This window comes from Rahnella inusitata (assembly GCF_965118895.1).
Taxonomy (GTDB): domain Bacteria; phylum Pseudomonadota; class Gammaproteobacteria; order Enterobacterales; family Enterobacteriaceae; genus Rahnella; species Rahnella inusitata_A.
Genome location: NZ_CBCPJJ010000022.1, coordinates 105,299 through 126,081 on the forward strand (window position 1 = coordinate 105,299; position 20,783 = coordinate 126,081).

General features: G+C 53.6%; 14 protein-coding genes and 1 pseudogene. 9 read left to right on the forward strand and 6 right to left on the reverse strand.

Translation table 11 applies throughout. The features are described from left to right. Positions 1-24 precede the first annotated feature (24 nt). From ACMHLI_RS18440 to ACMHLI_RS18450, 3 genes are read right to left on the reverse strand one after another with little or no spacing between them, the layout of a single operon-like run. Positions 25-747 (reverse strand): amino acid ABC transporter ATP-binding protein, encoded by a 723-nt coding sequence (locus ACMHLI_RS18440; protein ID WP_413530827.1) that lies wholly within the window; start codon positions 745-747, stop codon positions 25-27. Next, entirely contained in the window at positions 734-1,498 is a 765-nt protein-coding gene (locus ACMHLI_RS18445; RefSeq protein ID WP_413530720.1) for an amino acid ABC transporter permease, read from the reverse strand. The genes ACMHLI_RS18440 and ACMHLI_RS18445 overlap by 14 nt, the downstream gene beginning before the upstream one ends. A gap of 43 nt (positions 1,499-1,541) precedes the next feature. Then, entirely contained in the window at positions 1,542-2,309 is a 768-nt protein-coding gene (locus ACMHLI_RS18450) for a basic amino acid ABC transporter substrate-binding protein (RefSeq protein WP_413530721.1), read from the reverse strand. 208 nt (positions 2,310-2,517) lie between these two features. Between ACMHLI_RS18450 and ACMHLI_RS18455 the strand changes: the two genes are divergently transcribed. Continuing rightward, on the forward strand, positions 2,518-3,240 hold the full coding sequence (locus tag ACMHLI_RS18455; protein WP_413530722.1) for a hypothetical protein: 723 nt from the start codon (positions 2,518-2,520) through the stop codon (positions 3,238-3,240). A gap of 49 nt (positions 3,241-3,289) precedes the next feature. On the opposite strand, the gene kup is transcribed toward ACMHLI_RS18455, so the two are convergent. Next, positions 3,290-5,164: a low affinity potassium transporter Kup gene (gene kup, locus ACMHLI_RS18460; protein ID WP_413530723.1), complete on the reverse strand. Its 1,875-nt coding sequence runs from the start codon at positions 5,162-5,164 to the stop codon at positions 3,290-3,292. 362 nt (positions 5,165-5,526) lie between these two features. Here kup and mntP point away from each other — a divergent pair, with 362 nt between their 5' ends. The 5 genes from mntP to ACMHLI_RS18485 all read left to right on the forward strand — a co-directional run bounded on the left by mntP (position 5,527) and on the right by ACMHLI_RS18485 (position 8,770). Continuing rightward, on the forward strand, positions 5,527-6,099 hold the full coding sequence (mntP, locus tag ACMHLI_RS18465) for a manganese efflux pump MntP (RefSeq protein WP_413530724.1): 573 nt from the start codon (positions 5,527-5,529) through the stop codon (positions 6,097-6,099). Positions 6,100-6,476: 377 nt separating this feature from the next. After that, positions 6,477-7,286, forward strand: a complete 810-nt coding sequence (gene vgrG / locus ACMHLI_RS18470; protein WP_413530725.1) for a type VI secretion system tip protein VgrG — start codon at positions 6,477-6,479, stop codon at positions 7,284-7,286. A 266-nt stretch (positions 7,287-7,552) separates the two neighbouring features. Further along, positions 7,553-7,966, forward strand: coding sequence for a hypothetical protein (locus ACMHLI_RS18475; RefSeq protein ID WP_413530726.1), 414 nt, complete (start codon positions 7,553-7,555; stop codon positions 7,964-7,966). Further along, entirely contained in the window at positions 7,950-8,417 is a 468-nt protein-coding gene (locus ACMHLI_RS18480) for a hypothetical protein (RefSeq protein ID WP_413530727.1), read from the forward strand. Before ACMHLI_RS18475 ends, ACMHLI_RS18480 begins: the two co-directional genes overlap by 17 nt. An 89-nt stretch (positions 8,418-8,506) precedes the next feature. Continuing rightward, positions 8,507-8,770: a PAAR domain-containing protein gene (locus ACMHLI_RS18485; protein ID WP_413530728.1), complete on the forward strand. Its 264-nt coding sequence runs from the start codon at positions 8,507-8,509 to the stop codon at positions 8,768-8,770. A 17-nt stretch (positions 8,771-8,787) separates the two neighbouring features. On the opposite strand, the pseudogene ACMHLI_RS18490 reads toward ACMHLI_RS18485, so the two are convergent. After that, positions 8,788-9,059: pseudogene (locus ACMHLI_RS18490) on the reverse strand (alpha/beta fold hydrolase); the annotation flags it as partial. 357 nt (positions 9,060-9,416) lie between these two features. Here ACMHLI_RS18490 and ACMHLI_RS18495 point away from each other — a divergent pair. Both ACMHLI_RS18495 and ACMHLI_RS18500 read left to right on the forward strand, forming a co-directional pair. After that, positions 9,417-10,418 carry a hypothetical protein gene (locus tag ACMHLI_RS18495; protein ID WP_413530729.1) on the forward strand — a complete coding sequence of 334 codons (1,002 nt, stop codon included), beginning with the start codon at positions 9,417-9,419 and terminating at the stop codon, positions 10,416-10,418. Between the two features lie 14 nt (positions 10,419-10,432). After that, positions 10,433-10,717, forward strand: coding sequence for a type VI secretion system PAAR protein (locus ACMHLI_RS18500; RefSeq protein WP_413530730.1), 285 nt, complete (start codon positions 10,433-10,435; stop codon positions 10,715-10,717). Positions 10,718-10,771: 54 nt separating this feature from the next. Here ACMHLI_RS18500 and lldD read toward each other — a convergent pair whose 3' ends face one another. Further along, entirely contained in the window at positions 10,772-11,920 is a 1,149-nt protein-coding gene (gene lldD, locus ACMHLI_RS18505) for an FMN-dependent L-lactate dehydrogenase LldD (RefSeq protein WP_413530731.1), read from the reverse strand. Positions 11,921-12,176: 256 nt separating this feature from the next. Between lldD and ACMHLI_RS18510 the strand changes: the two genes are divergently transcribed. Further along, positions 12,177-20,711, forward strand: a complete 8,535-nt coding sequence (locus tag ACMHLI_RS18510) for a GH36-type glycosyl hydrolase domain-containing protein (protein WP_413530732.1) — start codon at positions 12,177-12,179, stop codon at positions 20,709-20,711. Positions 20,712-20,783 lie beyond the last annotated feature (72 nt).

Genomic DNA, 20,783 nt, shown 5'->3' on the forward strand with positions numbered 1-20,783 from the left:
CCCACGAAACTTCCGGCTCTTACATCACAACACTTTACTTAAGAACTCTTTGGTACGCGGATTGGTCGGCGCGGTAAACAGTTGTGCCGGTGGCCCCTGCTCCTGAATCACACCCTGATCGATAAACACCACGCGGTCCGCCACTTCGCGGGCAAAACCCATTTCGTGAGTGACGATCACCATGGTCATACCTTCAAGCGCCAGCTGTTTCATCACCGCCAGTACTTCGCCCACCAGTTCAGGATCGAGCGCAGAAGTTGGTTCGTCGAACAAAATGATCGACGGTTCCATCGCCAGCGCACGGGCAATCGCCACGCGTTGCTGCTGGCCGCCGGAAAGACTGGAAGGCCAGGCGTCGATTTTGTCGATAAGTCCGACCTTTTGCAGCAGTTTTTCAGCACGCGACACCGCTTCAGCTTTCGACAATCCTTTCAGCGACATCGGTGCCATAATCAGGTTTTCCAGCACGGTCATGTGCGGAAACAGATTAAAACGCTGGAATACCATCCCGACGCCCGAACGCAGCGTGTTCAGATTGGTTTTCGGATCGTGAACCGCATAACCATTAACCACCACTTCGCCGCCGTTGGGTTTTTCCAGCGCGTTCAGGCAGCGCAGGAAAGTGCTTTTCCCTGAACCAGACGGGCCGATGATGCACACCACTTCTTTCTCTGCGATATCACACGAAATGCCGCGCAAAACGTGGGTTTCACCGAACTGTTTCTGCAAATCCTTAACGTGAATCACTTTTGCCAAACCTCTTTTCCATGTGTTGAACCAGCAGCGAGAGCAGGAAAGTCAGAACCCAGTACACCAGTGAAATGGTCAGGTAGGGTTCCCAGTAGGTGGCGTAAGCGCCTGAAACGGTACGCGCGGCGTAAGCCAGATCGGCCAGACCGATTGCCGAGGCCAGCGAGGAATCTTTCACTATCGCGATGGCGTTATTGCCCAGCGGTGGCAAAATGCGGCGGAACGCCTGCGGCAAAATCACTTTGCGCATCGTTTTGCCCCAGCCCATGCCCAGCGCGCGCGAGGCTTCCATCTGACCGTTGTCGATCGACTGAATACCTGCGCGGAAAATTTCTGACACGTACGCCCCGGCATTCAGGGTGATGGCGACGACGCAGGATAGAAATGCGCCGTAGTCGGATCGCAACATACGAGCGAAATCTGAAGACATCAGGCCGTTGGTGACCAGAATACCGTCGCGCGGGTTGATAAACAGCGGCACCAGCGCAAAGTGGACCACCATGATCTGCACAAACAGCGGTGTGCCGCGAAAGGCGCTGACGTAAACCCTCACCGGCCACTGCACGGCAAAACGCAGAATGTGTTTCCACGGGCCATCATCGGCGTGTGCCATCCGGCCAAGACCAAGCAGCAGCCCCCACGACGTCCCTAAAATCACGCAAATGATGGTGCACTGAATGGTCATGAGCGCGCCTTGCACAAACAGCGGCGCATATTCTGAGATTATCTCCCAGCGAAATCCGGTCATACCTGTCCTTGTTCAGGGGCTTTACAGCCCCTTGTCATGATGATTATTGCGCTGGAAGCGTTGGAACGTTGTTATCGAACCATGTTGCGTAGATTTTTGCGTAGGTACCGTCAGCCACGATTTTCTTCAGACCGGCGTTGATTTTGCCCAGCAGCTCGGTGTTGTCTTTCGCCACCGCGATCCCGAAATACTGACGTTCAAACTTGCTGTCCGGCACCAGTTTCAGGGCTTTCTCAGGATGGGATTTAATGTAGTACTTCACCACCCCAACGTCGCCGACTGCCGCGCCGATGCCGTCTTCTGCCAGCTCCTGCAACATCAGCGGTGTGTTATCAAAGCGTTTGATGTCGGTGCTGTTTTTGCCGAGCGTGTCGGAGACGACGATGTCGCCGGTGCTGGAGTTCACCACGCCAACTTTCTGGCCTTTCAGCGCTGCCACGGAATCCACTTTAGACGCCTCAGGTACCACGATGGACTGCTCAGCCGGGAAATACGGCGCGGAGAAGTCGACCATCGCTTTACGCTTGTCGGTAATGGTGATGCCGGAAATGATGATGTCGCGATCGCCGGAATTCAGCGTCGCAAAGATGCCTTCCCACGGCGTATTGACCAGTTTGATGTCAAAATTTTCCGCTTTAGCAATGGCCTTGATAATGTCGATATCAAAACCTTCCAGCTGTTTCTGGCTGTTTTCGTATTCGAAAGGACGGTAAGTGCCGCCGGAGCCGACCACGTAAGTGGTTTGCGCCGCAAAGGCTGATGTGATTAAAGACGAAAGCAGACACCCGGTGAGAATTAAGGACTTAAGCATGGTCACTCCTGTGTGATTGTGTTTTTATGCATATAATTTGCATAAAAATACACAAATTGACGAAGCGCTTCAACTTAAAGTTGTGTGGCGTGTTAAAGGCTGCAAAGAAGATTGTTCCGAGTTCCCTACCGCTGCATTCATCTCACAGGCCAGATCGGGTATATTGGTACGCAGATCACAAAAATCCCTCAAAGGAAGAAACCGAACTATGCGTTATCGTTTTACCCTTGCTGCCGTTGCAGCCGTTTTTGCACTGACAGGATGTGCAAAACCGAAAACCGCAGACCAGGCACCGGCTTTCGATTTCGGTTCGACGCGCGTGACCGTAACGCATATCCCGACGAAAACCGATGATGGCACCAAACTCTACGTGACCGTCGATGGCAAAGATGCCGGCGCGCTGGGGATCGGCGAAAGTCTCGAAGTGCGTGTGCCGGAAGGCTCGCATAAAGTTGGCGGCTATGCCCGTTCACTGATTGGCCGCGTAACGATTTCACCTGTTGACGTCACCACCTCGAACGACGCCATCAGCCACGTGACTTATTCGGTAGCCGATCTCAAACCGACGTTCCTGGTTCGCGCGCAAACCCCAATCCCGAAACCTAAGGCAGAAAGCATCCCGCTCGACCCGATCCCAACTCTGCCGAAAATTGAAATGGAAACCCCGGCAGCGGCCGAACAGACACAAGCTGAAACGCCTGTAGCAACTGAAGCGCCGCAGCCGACGCAGGCAGCAACACCTGCCGCGCCGGTAACTACACAGCAGGCGCAGACCGCAGCCCCCGTGACGACTCCGCCGACGCAGACTGACACATCGGCGACGTCAAAAGTCACTGAAGTGACGCCGACCACTCAGTCGCAGACCACGCAAACATCGCAGGAGTCTAAAACGCCGGAAGTCACTGAACTGACGCAGGATCCGCAGGCGTAGTTCTCATTCTCCTCACCGTGGGTTCACAATAAACCCACGGTAATATTGCTCAAAACTTCACCACTGCCCCAAGCTCAATCACCCTGTTCGGCGGAATATGAAATTGCTCCGGCGCTCGCAGGGAGTTGCGTTGTAACACCTGGAACAGCTTGCCACGGGCTTTTAAATACCATGGACGCGGTTCGCCGAGGGTGAACGTATCGCGCGACATAAAGAATGATGTCTCGTTCATCGTGCACTTCAGCCCTTCCAGCCCGCAGCGGTAAAGAATATCTTCCACATTCGGTTTTTCGCGCCAGCCATAACTTGCTACCACGCGCCAGAACGTGGGTGAGAGCTGCTCGATAGTCACTCGCCGGACGTTATGAACATAGGGCACATCCGTCGTGATCATGGTCAGCAGGATCACTCTTTCATGCAAAATTTTGTTGTGTTTGAGGTTGTGTAACAGCACCAGCGGAACTTCATAGAGACCCCGGGACATCACCACGGCAGTGCCGGGAACACGTTTAGGCGGCGCTTTTTCGAGTGAAACAATAAGAGATTCCAGCGCTTCGGGATCCTGACGCAAACGGCGTAGCAGCCGCGAACGCTCGGTTTTCCACGTCAGCATAATCACCAGAATGGTCAGGCCGATCGCCACAGGCAGCCAGCCGCCGGAGAACAGCTTGGTCAGATTGGCGGCAAACAACGGCACATCAATCAGCAGCAAAAGTACCGTCACCAGCCCGCCCACCCAGCTTTTCCATCCCCAATTTTTCACCATGACAATGCCGATCAGCAAAGAGGTGATAACCATCGTACCGGTGACCACAATCCCGTAGGCCGACGCCAGATTGCTTGAGTGTTTGAAGCTGAGGATGGCGATCAGCACTGCGGCGTACAGCAGCCAGTTGACCACCGGAATGTAGATCTGCCCGGATTCGACATCGGAGGTATAGATGATGCGCATCGGGGGTAAATACCCTAACCTTACAGCCTGACGGGTCAGGGAGAAGACGCCGGAAATCACTGCCTGAGAAGCAATAACGGTCGCCAGCGTGGCCAGAACCAGCAACGGGATCAGCGCCCAGCCGGGTGCGAGCAGGAAAAATGGGTTCTGAATGGCTTCGGGATGACTAAGCAGCAAAGCGCCCTGTCCGAAGTAGTTCATCACCAGCGACGGGCCGACCAACGCAAACCACGCGATACGGATCGGTTTTTTTCCAAAGTGCCCCATATCGGCGTAAAGCGCCTCGCCGCCGGTAACTGACAGCACCACCATACCCAGCGCAAAGAATGACACGGTTTTGAATTCGACAAAGAAATGCAGCGCCCAGTAAGGGTTCAGCGCCTGAAGAACATCAGGATTACGCACTACGCCACCGATACCCAACACGCCTAAGGTGATAAACCACAGCACCATCACCGGCGCGAAAATTTTCCCCACGCTGGCGGTGCCATTTTTCTGGATGAAAAACAGCAATGTCAGCACCGCGATCGAAGCTGGAATGATGAAACGGTCGAACGAAGGCGAGATGAGCTCCAGCCCTTCAATGGCAGAAAGCACCGAGATAGCGGGCGTGATGACGCCGTCCCCGTAAAAGAAACTGCCGCCGACCAGCCCGAGGAACATGATCAACGGTACCCAGCGCGGGCTCAGATTGCGCACAGCGAGCGACATCAGGGTGAGGATGCCCCCTTCGCCATCGTTATCGGCGCGCATCACGAAGATGATGTACTTGACTGACACCACCAGCATCAGCAGCCAGAAAATTAGTGACAAAAATCCGAACAAAGAGCTTTGGGTCAGGGTGATGCCCGCCTGTCCGGTCAGACATTCCCGTAGGGTATAGAGCGGGCTGGTCCCGATATCCCCATAAACGACGCCGATGCAGGCTACTGTCGCACTGAGCAGTGACGACTTATTTTGTATTTGTTTCATGAGTCTTCGCCATGTTTTAGGGCAGCATGTGCCGCCCCATTCACGGAGTATAGATGCTGCTACCTTCTTTCCCCCTAAACCCACTCACTATCTTTTGTTGAGGATAGGCAAAAAATTAAGACAACCTGCATAAATCAAAGAGCCGGTAAATTCCTATGCTAACTCACCTTTTTCTTACTCTTACCCTAATACCCTTTCTAAATTGAAGCCTTTTCACACAAATATAGCCTGTGCTAACATTTTTAACCAATACTATAACTGATTGAATATTATGGTTTTTTTATTTTATCTTTTGTGGCAAACTGCACGCCTCTTTTAATAAAGCACCTTTTGATTTGCGAAAGGTCTGACTGGCCTGTTTTATGCAATTTTATACGATCATTATTCTGGCGTTTGGGATGTCAATGGATGCCTTCGCGGCGGCAATCGGCAAGGGCGCAGCCCTGCACCGTCCTCCGTTGAAGGAAGCATTACGCACCGGGATTATTTTTGGCGTCATTGAAGCCATCACGCCGGTGATCGGATGGGCAATCGGCCTGGCAGCGTCGCAGTTCATCATGGACTGGGATCACTGGGTGGCGTTCACCCTTCTTTTAGTGCTGGGTTTACGCATGATTTGGGAAGGGTTCAGAAAGGATACTGCCGAAGAAATCGAGGTGCCCCGCCGCCATGGTTTCTGGCTGCTGGTGACGACGGCCATTGCCACCAGCCTTGATGCCATGGCCGTCGGTGTCGGTCTGGCGTTCCTTCAGGTGAATATTATTGTGATGGCGCTGACCATCGGTGCCGCCACGACGATTATGGCCACCTCAGGCATGCTGCTGGGCCGCTTTCTCGGCGCAGCGATTGGCAAATGGGCTGAAGTGCTCGGCGGCGTCGTGCTCATCGGCATCGGCTCCTCGATCCTCGTCGAACATCTCGGGTTACTGAACTGACATCCCGGCACTGACAGGTCTGGAACGATAAAAGGGAACTCAGGTTCCCTTTTTCACGTCTTACGCCTGCATCCTACCCCTTCTCTTTGCGCCGCTGAAACCGGTAACCCCCTGAATGTCTCATTAATACACTGCGCTATCTGCGGCGGTTCCCGATCCAGCCCGTCTTTCACTGGGTTCAGTCCTGCTTCAAGTGCAGTCCCTTGCGCATTTACGTTTTTGCGACCTGCCTCACGGTGAGATTTCAAAATTAAGAATAATTTTGAGCCTATAACCTCCTATCTAATTGATAATAAATACATTTATTTCAATTATGATTGTCTTGAAATATCACTTTCTGATAAATGCTTCTGCCGCACAGTTAAGGGACTCACAGCATGCCACTCAACGGAACCCGCTTTACCTTCACCGCAGGCACCGCGACGCGCGACACCTTCGCCGTCGTCAGCTTTCATCTTTCCCAATGTTATTCCGAACTTTTTACCCTGAACGTGGTGCTGGTGAGCAGCGACCCGGCCGTCGGCGTCGATAAAGTCCTGGACGAAATGGCGACGCTCACCATCTGGCAGGGCGATGAGATAAAACGGCGGGTGCGCGGCATTGTCACTTTTTATGAGCAGGGGGACACCGGCAAACACCAGACGCAGTACCGCCTGACCATCCGCCCGTATTTCTGGCGCAGCTCCCAGCGGCAAAACTGCCGCAGTTTTCAGAACCTGAACATCGTCGCCATTCTCGACCCGTTGCTCAGGGAGATGGGCGTGCTTAAACACGACGCGCTGTTTCGCTCCAGCCACAACTGGCGCGAGTTTTGCGTCCAGTTTATGGAAAGCGATTACGATTTTATTTCGCGGCTGCTGGCCGAAGAGGGGATTTTCTTTTACGAGGAAGAGTTCCTCAAGGCCAACGATCAGAAGCTCACCTTCGCGGACAACTGCAGCGCACTGATCAGCATCGGCGCGTTTGCGTATAACCCGAACGCCGCGTCTGAAGCGGCCACCTACTGCATCAACAACTTCCGCCGCACTGCGCAGGTTCGCCCTTCCAGGGTCATCACGCAGGATAACAGCGGTAAATACGGAATAACCCGCAACGATCAAACCAGACAATATCTCGACCTGGCCTCATGCTGGGTAGCTATTTTGATAGCGATCCGATGCTGGCGCCTTGGGCAAATGTACGACTAAATAATGCTGCGGAGGATGTTACCAGCCTTGATTTACTGAGAGACGATTTAGCACCAGCTTTGCAAAAGAGTATGGGAAATGACCTGTCAGTTTATTTGATGCGTTTAAACGATCTTGCCGGTCGTGACGTCGATGATCTTACGGTAATTACTCACGAGGCAGATATTCCAGATGTCGTTAGGGGTTAATATCCAGAACGTCATGAGTAATTAGCCGAAGGTACACTCTAGCGCTCCGAGCATGGTGGAGGGAACGTCCCGCCTGTAATGCAAAAGTGGCACGATGCAAATCAGAAAATTGTATTGGTCGGCCACAGCTGGGGAGGTGACCGGGTAATCTGTTTGGCAGAAGACAATACAAGTATCCCCATTGAATTGCTGGTAACGCTTGACCCTGTTTCAAGAGGTAAGAGCGGTAAACAAACAAAACCCGTAAATGTTAAACGCTGGATGAATATATATGTAGATTATAAATTTGCTGATTACAGTAGCCCGAATGATATTGCACGAGCTGGTGGGGCCTGGGAAGAATGTTCATGTGCTGATATGAACAAAGCAATTAATGTTGGAGAGATTCAAAATGAGAGTGGAAGAAAAATAATTTCAAAGATAAACGATTATGGGCATGCTAATGCGAGAGAAATGTTCCTGGAGGTTGAGAATTATGTTAACAAGATTTAGTTCTATTTTTTTGTTACTGAGTTTTTTTCCTCTATCTGGTTGCTTGTATGGTGACCAGGAAGGAATGGCAATGGATGCATTTAGTAGAAATGCAAGAAAATATTGCGAAACAAAAAATCACTTTTCATGCTTAGCTTATAGTACTTGTTATAAGAATGTGTATTCGAAAAATTTTAAAAGAAATTCTGCAGATATGGCTCTTATGGATTGGGCTATGCCAGAAAAACCGCATAAAGAAAATGAGTTTGGCGAACGTGACTATAGCAGCATGATGGAAAATATTAATAATAAAATGCTTGAGGCGGAAAATAATAACCACCATCATTTATCAGTTAGTTACGCTTATATGCTTTATGCCCATAATGACTGTGCAATAATCATCGGCGATAAGAAATATGATATTTCTTTATATGAAAAAGAAATTCAGGATGAAATTAACATTAATAAATAATAAAAAGTAGATTACTTGTCATTATAAAAAGTATTTTAAGAGCGAATTACAATAATCTTAAGCATTTACATACAATTAGGAAGATACCTATGCCATATTTAGCCTTAATTCTAAAAGGTGATAAAACCACCCATGGTGGAACCGTTTTAGAAGGGTTTGAACAGGTAACATGTTTGGGAATTCCCGTTGCAGGCGTCGGGCATAAGGTTGCCTGCCCGATGTGCAAAGGAATTTTTCCCATCAGGGAGGGAACGCCGCAGACTTCATTCAGTGGCGTAGCAGTCGCTGTTGAAGGGATGGAAACCGCCTGTGGCGCAAAGTTAATGGCTTCACAGCGGATTTTCACAGCATAAATATGTTAATGGGCTGATAATTCGCCGCCATAACTGTGGCCGACCAGAATCGTCGGGCCGTTTTGCATCGCCAGAATACGTTTGGTCGCTGCAACATCTTCCGGGAAGGAGGTCATCGGTTCCTGAACCAGTGTCAAGTATATCCGTCGTGCATCAGGATCTCGCACACCTGACGCCAGCCCGAGCCGTCTACAAATGCGCCGTGAACCAGCACAATATTTTTTACTGATGCAGCCTTTGAAGCAGAAGTTTTTTTTGCCGAAATTAATATCGGCGCCAAGGGATCCATAACGACAGCCGCCGGTTTTGCACTGGATCAACACGACAAAGGACTGGATCTGGCTGGATTTCACGAAGGAATTAATGGGTGTTTCGAGTTTGTGGCGGATGTAGATCGTGGGAGTAAAGATGAAAAGGAAGATAAATTCTTAGAGAAAAAAACACAGGTTGAATGGGAACTTGCAGAACCTCTAAGAGCAGTTGATTCCCCATTACGTATAAATTTGTATGGTAAGTCTAGGGTCACAACAAAACCCGTAATTACCCCAATAATACAGGTCCAACCTTGGGGGTTAGGATCTAATCAAGATTGGGGGATTTAATTAATAACTGAACGTCATTTTAGACACAAACCAGAGGTTTAAATATGAAATTACTTACTTTTATTTCAGTAACTTTATTAATGGGTGGAACTATGGCCTTACCTGCACATGCTAGTGAAACAACACTAAAAATCCGTAGTTTGTTTAATATAAAACAGGCATACTGCTCAATTAAAACAAATGGTGTAAAAGGATTAGATAACAGAAAATCTGCTTATCATGGTCGCGGAGGGGGTATTTCAAGCACTAACTCATTACTCTTCCTGGAAAATGGCGAGAATGAAATAAGTTTAGAAATCGGAGCGCTAGGTTGGTTTTCCGATCAAAACCTTGATAATAGTGAGAGAGGGAAGTTCGATGCATTGTCAAGCTGCAAATTAGAGTTGGTGCGTTTTGAGGGCCAAAAAAAAATAACTCTTACTACATTAAATGTTACGGTAAACAAAGATGGACTGCCAGATATAACTTCCGATAATAATGCAGTTATCACTAGACAGAAAATTATAGCAGAACAAGTAGTTCCTGGCCATATTGATCCTGAATATTTCGGTGAGAGATACTTTCCTGAGAACATGGTGTTATATGAATTTTCTGAGAAAATTATTCTCACTGGAATTCCTGAGTGGGCGTGGACAAAAGCAACGCCTTACACGGGTAGTGAAGAGCAAATTAAGAAATTACGTGACTCATATTCAAAACTTGCAGAAATAATAAATATGCATGACCGAACACAGCTTAAAAAATCTCACAATATTGCATTACATGCATGGGCTAAAACGACTGGAGATAATGAGGATGCTATCTTATTATCACAATATTCCAAATCCGATATAGAAGAAGGTAAGGTTAAAATAGACCCAATAAATTGGAATGATTATTCCGTAAGGGTGATGAATAAAGGACGTATTGTACAATTTTACAACAAATCTAAGCCGACATACTCTCCATTAACATATCATTCTACTGACAGTGACGGCAGTGAAAGCATGGGTTATTACGCCCCAATGTTCTCCCTGATCAACGGTAAATTTGTTGTCGTCATCTAAACCGGAGCCCGATAATGCCAATAGCAGCAAAAGTGAACGATATAGGATCGCAGCATGAAGGGTACCCCGCGACACCCGTGATCGCAGGTTCAAATTCGGTCTTTTTCGACAGTTTACCGGCTGCCCGAATGGGCGATCCGCTTGTGCCGCACAGCTTACCTCTGCACCCTTCGCATCCGCGTAAGATTGCCAGCGGTTCCGCTACCGTGTTTATTGATGGGAAACCGGCGGCAAGAACCGGTGACAGCATCGACTGCGGTGGTGTTCTTATCGGAAGTGGCACTGTAAATATCGGTTGAAGCGACATCATGGCAGCGGTTTGCCCAAAAACCGCTGCTTTAATTATTGAACCGTCACCTCACGCCGCGCCCGTACACCAGCGACTCCGCGCCTATCTCCGCGATACTTCGTGCTCCGGTCAATGTCATCGCCACCCGCATTTCTTTTTCTATCAACGTCAGCAAATTAATCACTCCCGACTCACCCGCTGCAGCAAGCGCGTACACAAATGCACGGCCTAACAATACGCTGTCAGCGCCCAGCGCGATCATACGTACTACGTCCAGACCGGTACGAATGCCGGAATCGGCGAGAATTTTGATGTCGCCTTTCACCGCGTCAGCAATAGCCGGTAAGGCGTGGGCGGTGGATAGCACGCCGTCGAGCTGGCGGCCACCGTGGTTGGAGACCACGATGCCGTCCGCACCGAACCGGACGGCGTCTTTGGCATCTTCCGGGTCGAGGATGCCTTTGATGATCATCGGGCCTTTCCAGAAATCACGGATCCACTCGAGGTCTTTCCAGGAGATAGACGGGTCGAAGTTCGCACCCAGCCAGCCAATATAATCTTCCAGCGTCGTCGGTTTGCCGCGATATGCTGAAACATTACCAAGATCGTGCGGCTTGCCGTTCAGGCCGACGTCCCAGGCCCATTGCGGATGCGTCACTGCCTGCAACATGCGGCGAGCAGCGGCGTTCGGGCCGCTCATGCCGGAATGCGCGTCGCGATAACGTGCGCCGGGCACCGGCATATCGACGGTAAAGACCAGCGTTTTCACACCCGCAGCCTGCGCGCGTTCCAGCGCATTTCGCATAAATCCGCGATCTTTTAAGACGTAAAGCTGAAACCACATCGGCCGGTCGATGGCGGGCGCTACTTCTTCGATCGGGCAAACCGACACCGTGGATAACGTGAAAGGAATACCTTTTTTCGCGGCGGCGCGTGCGGCCTGCACTTCTCCGCGACGGGCGTACATGCCGGTCAGGCCAACCGGAGCGAGGATAACAGGCATCGCCAGTTTCTCGCCGAAGAGCTCCGTTTCGAGGCTCAAATCCGACATATTTTTCAGAATGCGCTGGCGCAGGGCAATATCGGCCAGATCGGTCGTGTTGCGCCGGAGGGTATGTTCGTTGTACGCCCCGCCGTCGATGTAGTGAAACAGAAACGGCGGAAGTTTGCTTTTTGCCGCTGCCCGGTAATCCGTTGAAGCAGAAATAATCATCGTAGTTTCTCGTTATTGTTGTTTTGGTGAACGTTGTAGGGACGCAGGTCATGCCCAGCAAGTGTAGTTTATATAAATCAAAGTGATGAAAATTAAACCAACGCGCTTTCCATAAACAGACTAAGCTGTGGAGAGACGCTCGCTACAGGTGTCTATTCCGAAATGCCTCCCTGCCCCTGACCTCTTTTTCTCATGATGTGAACTCTTATCGCAGCTCAGGCAACTGCCTTCTCGGGTCCGCGTAAGGAATGACGACGTGAAAAATGCTGTCTTCAGTTGGTTCAAAAGTAAAGGAGCTCCACCTGCATCACCGGCCACCCGACGTCACCGCGCCAGCGCGCTTGAACAGTCATCGCCGATCCGCGCCGAACTTTTTTCGGCTGACCAGATGGAACGCTACGGCGGAAAACTGGCCCTCTCGCATAAATTATCTAAAAAGAAACTTCCGTACTATTTACTGAAACGCCTCGATGACAACGAGAAGGTGTTAACCCGCAGCTGCCTGATTTTAAGCAGTGGTGAAAAAGCCTCGATTACGCCCGCCGGTGAGTGGCTGCTGGATAACTACTATCTAATCGAAGAACAAATCCGTGTCGTGCGCCAGCTTCTGCCGAAAAACTTTGGCAAGGGTCTGCCCTCCCTTGGATCACCGCATTTTTGCCCGCGCATTTACGATATCGCCACTGAAGTCGTCAGCCACAGCGACGGCCTTTGGGATATCAAAACCCTCACCCGCTTTCTCTCGACCTATCAGAGCGTCCGTCCACTGACGCTCGGCGAGCTGTGGGCGTTCCCGGGGATGTTGCGCCTGGCGCTGATCGAGAATCTTCGTCGCGTCAGTATTGAAGTGGCAAATGCCCAGAAAGAACGCAATCTGGCGGATTTTTGGGTCAATAAATTGCTCGACAGTGCTGAGAACGATCCGGCCAATCAGATCATCGTGATTGCCGACATGGCGCGAACCAATCCGCCGCGCACCAGCGCATTTGTCGCTGAACTGGTTCGACGTCTGCAAGGGCATGGATCGATGCTGGCACTGCCGCTGACCTGGGTAGAACAACGCCTCAGTGAAGTCGGACTGACGCAGCGCGAAGTCATCGATAAATTTAATCAGCAGCTGGCAGCCAATCAGCTGACGGTCAGTAACAGCATCATGGGATTACGCCACCTGACTGAGATGGACTGGGCAGATTTCGCCGAGAATCTCAGCGTTGTGGAGAAAATCCTGCGCACCGATCCGGCCGGTATATACGCTACGATGCACTTCGACACGCGCGATAATTACCGCCATCAGATCGAACGTCTTTCGCGCAATTCCCCTCATGACGAAGCCGCCGTTGCCGCCCGTGCGGTGGCTTTGGCGCAACGGCCCGGTGATTCTTATCAGCAGCAGCACGTCGGTTTTTATCTGATCGGTCCCGGCCGTCCGGCCCTGGAGAAAGATCTCGGGGTACGCTATTCGTTGCAGATCCGCGCCCGCGCCAAACTCAGCCAGACGCCGCTCCTTTCGTGGCTCGGCAGCCTGATGTTGCTGACCACCGCCGTGACTGCTGATGCGCTTTTCCGTACCGGTCATCCGGCCAGTAACTGGCTGTGGTGGGCGATGCTGGTGCCGGTGGTGTTAGTCGCCAGCCAGTTCGCCCTCAATCTGCTCAGTGAAATCACCACCCGCAGCCGTATGCCGCAACCCTTGCCGCGTCTGGAGTTTGCCGGGGGTATTCCCGAAAATGCCAGTACGCTGGTGGTGATCCCCTGTCTGCTCGGCAGCCGCAAGAATATCGACGAGCTGATAAACAGCCTCGAAGTGTGTTATCTCGGCAACGTCCTGCCGCATCTGAATTTCGCATTGCTGAGTGATTTTCACGACAGCGTGGAGCGGGATAATCCGGATAACGATGCCCTGCTGGCTTATGCCGCGCAGCAAATCCAGTTGCTCAACCGCCGCTATCCTGCCAGCCAAGGTGCGCGTTTTACCCTGTTACATCGCGACAGCGAAATGAATGCGCCGCAGGGCGTTTGGATGGGTTACGAGCGTAAACGCGGCAAGCTGAATGCGCTCAATCACTGGCTGCGCGATCGGGGCGACCCCTTCTCACTGATCGAAGGCAGCACTCAGGCACATTTGCGGCAAGTGAAGTACGTCATTACGCTCGACAGCGATACCGTGCTGCCGCGCGCGACAGCGCATCAGCTGGTTGCCGCGATGGCGCACCCGCTCAATCATCCGGTCTACGACGAGCAGCGCCATCTGGTGGTCTCCGGCTACGCGATTCTCCAGCCACGTCTGGCAGAGGAGATCCCTGCTCATGGTCAGGGACGCTATGCCGCCCTGTGCAGCAGCGTGCCGGGAAACGATCCGTACTCATCGATGTCATCGGACATTTATCAGGATTTATTCGGCGAAGGCTCATTTGTCGGTAAAGGCATTTACGACGTCGATACGTTTATCCGCGCCAACGAAAACACTTGCCCGGAAAATCTGGTGCTCAGCCACGATCTGCTGGAAGGCTGTTACGCCCGTTCGGGGATGCTCAGCGATGTGGTGTTGTACGAACAATATCCCGATCACTATCTGGCGGATGTGGCGCGTAAAACCCGCTGGATCCGCGGTGACTGGCAGTTGCTGAACTGGCTGCGTTTTCGTGTACGGCAAGAAGACGGCCAGCGCTGCCCGAACCCGTTGACTACGCTTTCGCGCTGGAAACTGTTCGATAACCTGCGCCGCAGTCTGGTTGCGCCTGCGTTTTTAATCATCATCTTTTGCACCGTGGGGCTGGTGCCGAACAAGCTCTACTGGCTTGGATTTATCGCCGTGATGCTTCTGTTCCCGGTGCTGGTCGCGCTGGTACTGGATTTAATGAATAAAGGCCCGCGCCGCAAACTTATCCCGCATCTGAAAAGCGTGGCCTCCGCCACCCTCAGCCGCCTTTCACGCATTTTTGTGACGTTAATGACGCTGCCGCACGAAGCGGTCTATTCCTTACAGGCAATTTTACTGACGCTGTGGCGGCTGGGCATCAGCCACCGGCACCTGCACGAATGGTCTAGCGTGAAGGTCAGCAGCAAAAACCGCGCACAGTCGCCGGAGTATTTCTATCTGCGGATGTGGGCGAATCCGCTGGCGGGGATCGCGATTGTGATGCTGCCAGCAATGACTCATCCGTCGCTGGTCTGGGCAGTATTACCCCTCGGCGTGTTGTGGTTCCTCGCCCCGCGCATCATGTGCTGGCTGAGCCAACCCGCCCCACCTCCGGCAGCCAATCTCGATGCGGAACAGCGGATATTCCTGCGTCAGGCTGCGCGCCAGACGTGGTCATTCTTCGAAACGTTTGTGACAGAGAAGGAAAACTGGCTGCCGCCGGATAATTATCAGGAAATTCCAAACCCGATAATTGCCCACCGCACATCGCCTACCAATATCGGCCTCTCGCTGCTGGCAAACATCACCGCGTGGGATTTCGGTTACCTCACGCAGGGCGAAGTGTTACTGCGCACCGGGCAGACGCTGGATACGCTGGACAAACTCGAACATTATCGCGGCCATCTTTATAACTGGTACGACACGCGCACACTTGAACCGCTGAATCCGCGCTACATTTCCAGCGTCGACAGCGGGAATCTTGCCGGCCATCTGCTGACCCTGAGCACCGGCCTGCGCCTGTGGCGTCGCCAGCTCGCGGTGAATATTCCGCAGTGGCTGACCGGTCTTGAAGACACCCTTTACATGGCCGAAAATAAATACGGTGCGGCACCGATGGCCAAACTCCGCGAGAGCTGGACGCTGGCGGCTGCAGCAAAAGGCGAAGCCATTTTCGATAGTTTGCGTGCGATGCGGGCACTGATCTCTTCATCCGCAGACGGCTGGCTGCAACAGCTCGCGTTACAGCTGGATGCAGGGCTTGCCGAGTGGAATGAATTTTATGGCTGGCTGTCCCCACAAGCGCATGACGAACCCTTGCCAACGCTGCTCTGGCTGGCGCAGCAGGACGCGCTGACGTCGCCGGGTTTATCCCGCGCTATCGGGCTGGCGCGTCAGCGTGTGGATATTATCGGCGAACTGGAACAACGCCTGAACGAACACGCGCACATGGATTTCCGCTTCCTGTACGACAACACCACGCATTTGCTGACTGTCGGTTACAACTGCGACGCGCACAAGATGGACAGCGGAAAGTACGATCTGCTGCCGTCTGAAATCCGCCTGACCAACTACGTGACCATTGCGACCAACCAACTGCCGCAAAAAAGCTGGTTCGCGCTGGGGCGGTTGTTCACCGTGATCGACAAACAGCCGTCGCTGATGTCGTGGAGCGGGTCGATGTTTGAGTATCTGATGCCGCAACTGGTGATGCCGGCTTATCCGGACACGCTGCTGGTACAAATGTGCCAGACCGCCGTTGACCGGCAGATAGCCTGGGGGAAAGAGAACAATGTCCCGTGGGGGATTTCAGAGTCCGCGTATGCCGCATTCGATATCAATCAGAATTATCAGTATCACGCATTTGGCGTGCCCGGACTCGGGCTGAAACGCGGGCTCGGCGAAGACATGGTGGTCGCACCTTACGCCACCATGATGGCGCTGATGATCCGCCCGCAGGAAGCTTGTCTCAACCTGGTCGAGCTGGAAAATCGCGGCGCACGCGGCGAATACGGCTTCTACGATGCGCTGGACTACAGCCCGTCGCGGCTGGTTCGCGGACAAATTTACATCGTCGTACGCTCTTACATGGCGCACCACCAGGGGATGGGATTCCTCGCGCTGGCCAATGTGTTACTCGATTCCCCGATGCCCGCGCGCTTTGCGGCCAATGCGGCCTTCCAGTCCGCCCGTTTGTTATTACAGGAACGCGTGCCGGATGCGGTCGAACTTTACAGCCCGCGCCGTCACTTCGAGTCTCACGACAGTACACTGCAAAAAGTGAACGTCGAACTGCGTGAATTTATCGACGTAGACAGCCCGACGCCTGAAGTTCAGCTGCTTTCTAATACGAATTATCATCTGATGGTGACGCAGGCCGGGGGCAGCGTCAGCCGTTGGAAAGACCTCACGCTCACCCGCTGGCGGGAAGATGCGACGCGCGATAATCGCGGCATCTTCTGTTATATCAGCGATCCGGCGACCGGCGAAGTGTCAAGCAACAGCTGGCAACCGGCAGGTAAGCAAAAAGGGTCTTATCACGCGGTGCTTACCGACTCCGGTGCGGAATTTACCCGCACACAGGGCTCGCTGACGATGAATACGCACATTGTGGTATCACCGGAAGACGACGTCGAAATCCGCCGCATGACGGTCACTCACCACGGACGCCGTCCGCGCACGCTGGAAATCACCACCTATGCCGAAGTGGTTCTGGCGCCAGCGGCCAACGATGCCAGCCATCCGGCGTTCAGTAATTTGTTTGTGCAGACCGAACTGGTGCCCGCGCAGGAAGGCATTCTCTGCCATCGTCGCCCGCGCGAGCCGGATGAACAGTGCCCGTGGATGTTCCACATGATGGCGATCCACGGCCCGGTGGAGCGGGAAACCTCTTTCGAAACCGATCGCGCCGCCTTTATAGGACGCGGCAACACCGCCGCCCATCCGCAGGCACTGCAACAACCGGGCAAACTCAGCAACAGCGCCGGTGCTGTTCTCGATCCGGTGCTCTCTATCCGCCAGCGGATTCGCCTCAAACCCGGCGTACCGGTAGTGATCGACATGGTATACGGCATCGGTGATACCCGGCTGCAAAGCCTGGCGCTGCTGGAAAAATACCGTGACCATCATATTGCTGATCGGGTATTCGAAATCGCCTGGTCCCACAGTCAGGTGGTTCTGCGCCAGCTCAACGCCACCGAAGATGACGCCGGGCTGTTTAACCGCCTGGCCGGTGCGGTGCTGTTTGCCAGTCAGGAAATGCGCGGCGAGGCACAAACCATCATCAATAACCGACGCGGACAGTCCGGCCTGTGGGGGCTTTCGCTCTCCGGCGATCTGCCGATTGTGCTGCTGAACATCTCCAGCAGCGAGAATATCAATCTGGTGAAACTGCTGATCCGCGCCCACAACTATTGGCGACTGAAAGGGCTGAAAGTCGATTTGGTCCTCCTCTCTAACGATCCGGGCGGCTACCAGCAGGCGCTGCAAAACCAGATCCTTGGATTAGTCGCGTCGGGCGCAGGCTCCAGTCAGACCGATATTCCTGGCGGCATTTTTGTCCGCAACGGCGAACAAATCACACAGGATGACCGTACGCTGCTGATGAGCGTGGCGCGTGTCGTGATAGACGATCGTCACGGCCCGCTCACGGATCAGCTCAATCAGCGGATGCAGATGCCCCATGTCGGCCTGCCCGCACTGCTGCCGGTTCGCAGCGACGAGCCACTGACGCCGGTTGCCGCCGAACCACGCGATCTGACCTATTTCAACGGCACCGGCGGCTTTTCACCGGATGGTCGCGAATACCAGATCCTGCTTAACGACGGGCAAAACACGCCTGCGCCGTGGTCGAACGTGCTGGCGAATGCGGATTTCGGTACCGTGATTTCGGAAAGCGGTCAGGCGTATACCTGGTACGAAAACGCACATGAATACCGCTTAACGCCCTGGGAAAACGATCCGGTCAGCGACAGCTCAGGCGAAGCGTTTTATCTGCGCGACGAAGAGACCGGACGCGTCTGGTCACCGGCTCCCCTGCCGGTTCGCGGCGCGGGCGGCTACTTGACGCGCCACGGCTTCGGCTACAGCGTGTTCGAACATACCGAGCGCGGGATCGCCAGCGAGATGACGGTGCTGGTCGCCGAACATGCGCCGGTTAAACTCATTATGCTGACCCTGACCAACCTCTCTGGCCGTCCGCGCAGGCTCTCGGTCACCGGCTATGTGGAATGGGTGATGGCCGATTTGCGCACCAAATCCGCCATGCATATCGTCACTTCACAGGCGCGGGTGTCCCAGGGTTGCGCCGTGCTGGCGACCAATCACTACACCAGCAACGGCGCTGATCGTACGGCCTTCTTCGCCGTGACGGGCGCGCATTGTTCGGTCAGCGGCGATCGCCGTGAATTCCTCGGCCGTGGTGGTTCACCGGCGGCACCTGCTGCGCTAAAAAATCAGCGGCTGTCGGATAAAACCGGCGCGGCGATGGATCCGTGCGGCGCAGTGCAGTCGGCGACCACACTTATCGATGGAGACCAGCGCACCTTCACCTTCGCGCTGGGTCTGGGACAAAACGTCGATGACGCCGAAACGCTGATTCGCCAGTTCTTACAGGAAGGCGAAGCGCAGGCCGAACTGGATCGCGTGCATCAGCACTGGCATCTGGTACTGGATAAAATCCAGGTCACCACGCCGGATCCTTCCATCAATTTACTCGCCAACGGCTGGCTGATTTATCAGACCTTAGCCAGCCGGATACTGGCGCGCAGCGGCTATTACCAGTCCGGCGGCGCATTCGGATTCCGCGACCAGTTGCAGGATACGCTGGCGCTCACTCACGCTGCGCCGCAGCGAATGCGCGAGCAAATCTTGTTGTGTGCTTCACGTCAGTTTGTTGAAGGCGACGTGCAACACTGGTGGCATCCGCCAACCGGTAACGGCGTGCGCACGCGCTGCTCAGATGATTATCTGTGGCTGCCGCTGGCCATCAGCCATTACATCTCGGTGACCGGCGATCATGAGATTGCCGAACAGCAGGTTCCGTATCTGGAAGCCCGATTGCTGGCCGCCGGTGAAGAATCGGTGTACGAGTTACCGGCGGTCAGCGCGACGCAGGAAACTCTCTGGCAGCACGGTGTTCGCGCCCTGAAGCACGGTCTGAAAATGGGTGAGCACGGACTGCCGCTGATGGGGGCTGGCGACTGGAATGATGGCATGAATCTGGTTGGTCTCGGCGGACGCGGAGAAAGCGTCTGGCTGGGCTTCTTCCTGTACGATGTTTTGCAACGCTACGGCGCACTGGCCGAAGAGCGGCAGGATATTGAAACCGCCGCGCTGTGCCGCGAACAGTCCGCGCTGCTCAAACAAAATCTCAACGATCACGCATGGGACGGCGACTGGTATCTGCGCGGCTACTTCGACAGTGGTGAAACGCTCGGCTCGCATCTCAATGATGAATGTCAGATAGACGCCATCGCCCAGAGCTGGTCAGTGCTTTCTGGTGCAGGCACGCCGGAGCGCACTGCCAGCGCCATGCGTTCAGTCGATAAGCGGCTGGTGGATAATGACGCAGGGTTAATCAAACTGCTGACGCCACCGTTTGACGGCAACGGCCCGAACCCCGGCTACATTCGCGGCTATCTGCCGGGCGTGCGCGAAAACGGCGGGCAATACACCCACGGCGCAATTTGGGCGGTGATGGCCTTCGCCAAACAGGGCAATATCGAACGTGCCTGGGAGCTGATGTCGATGATCAATCCGATCAATCACAGCCTCAGCGCCGACGACATCAGCCGCTACAAAGCCGAGCCTTACGTTATTTCCGCCGATATCTACTCGGTAGAACCGCACAGCGGTCGCGGCGGATGGAGCTGGTACACCGGCTCAGCGGGCTGGACGTACCGTCTGATCACCGAATCCCTGCTTGGCATCACCCGCCACGGCAATGCGCTGTCCATCCACAGCCACCTCCCGGCGGCATGGCCGGAAATCACGCTCAGTTACCAACAAGGCAGCAGTTATTACCAAATAACCGTCCGCCGCAGCGAAGGCGAATACCGCGTTCTTTTCGACGGTAATACGCTGGAAAATGATCGGATCCCGTTGCTGGATGACGGGGTGGCACATCGCGTAGAGGTGGAGTTGGGAAGTTAAAGGCAGACGTCAGTTCTCAGGGAGCCCCGTTCTGCGGGGCTTTTCTTTTTCCACACAAGTTAAGCCATCAGC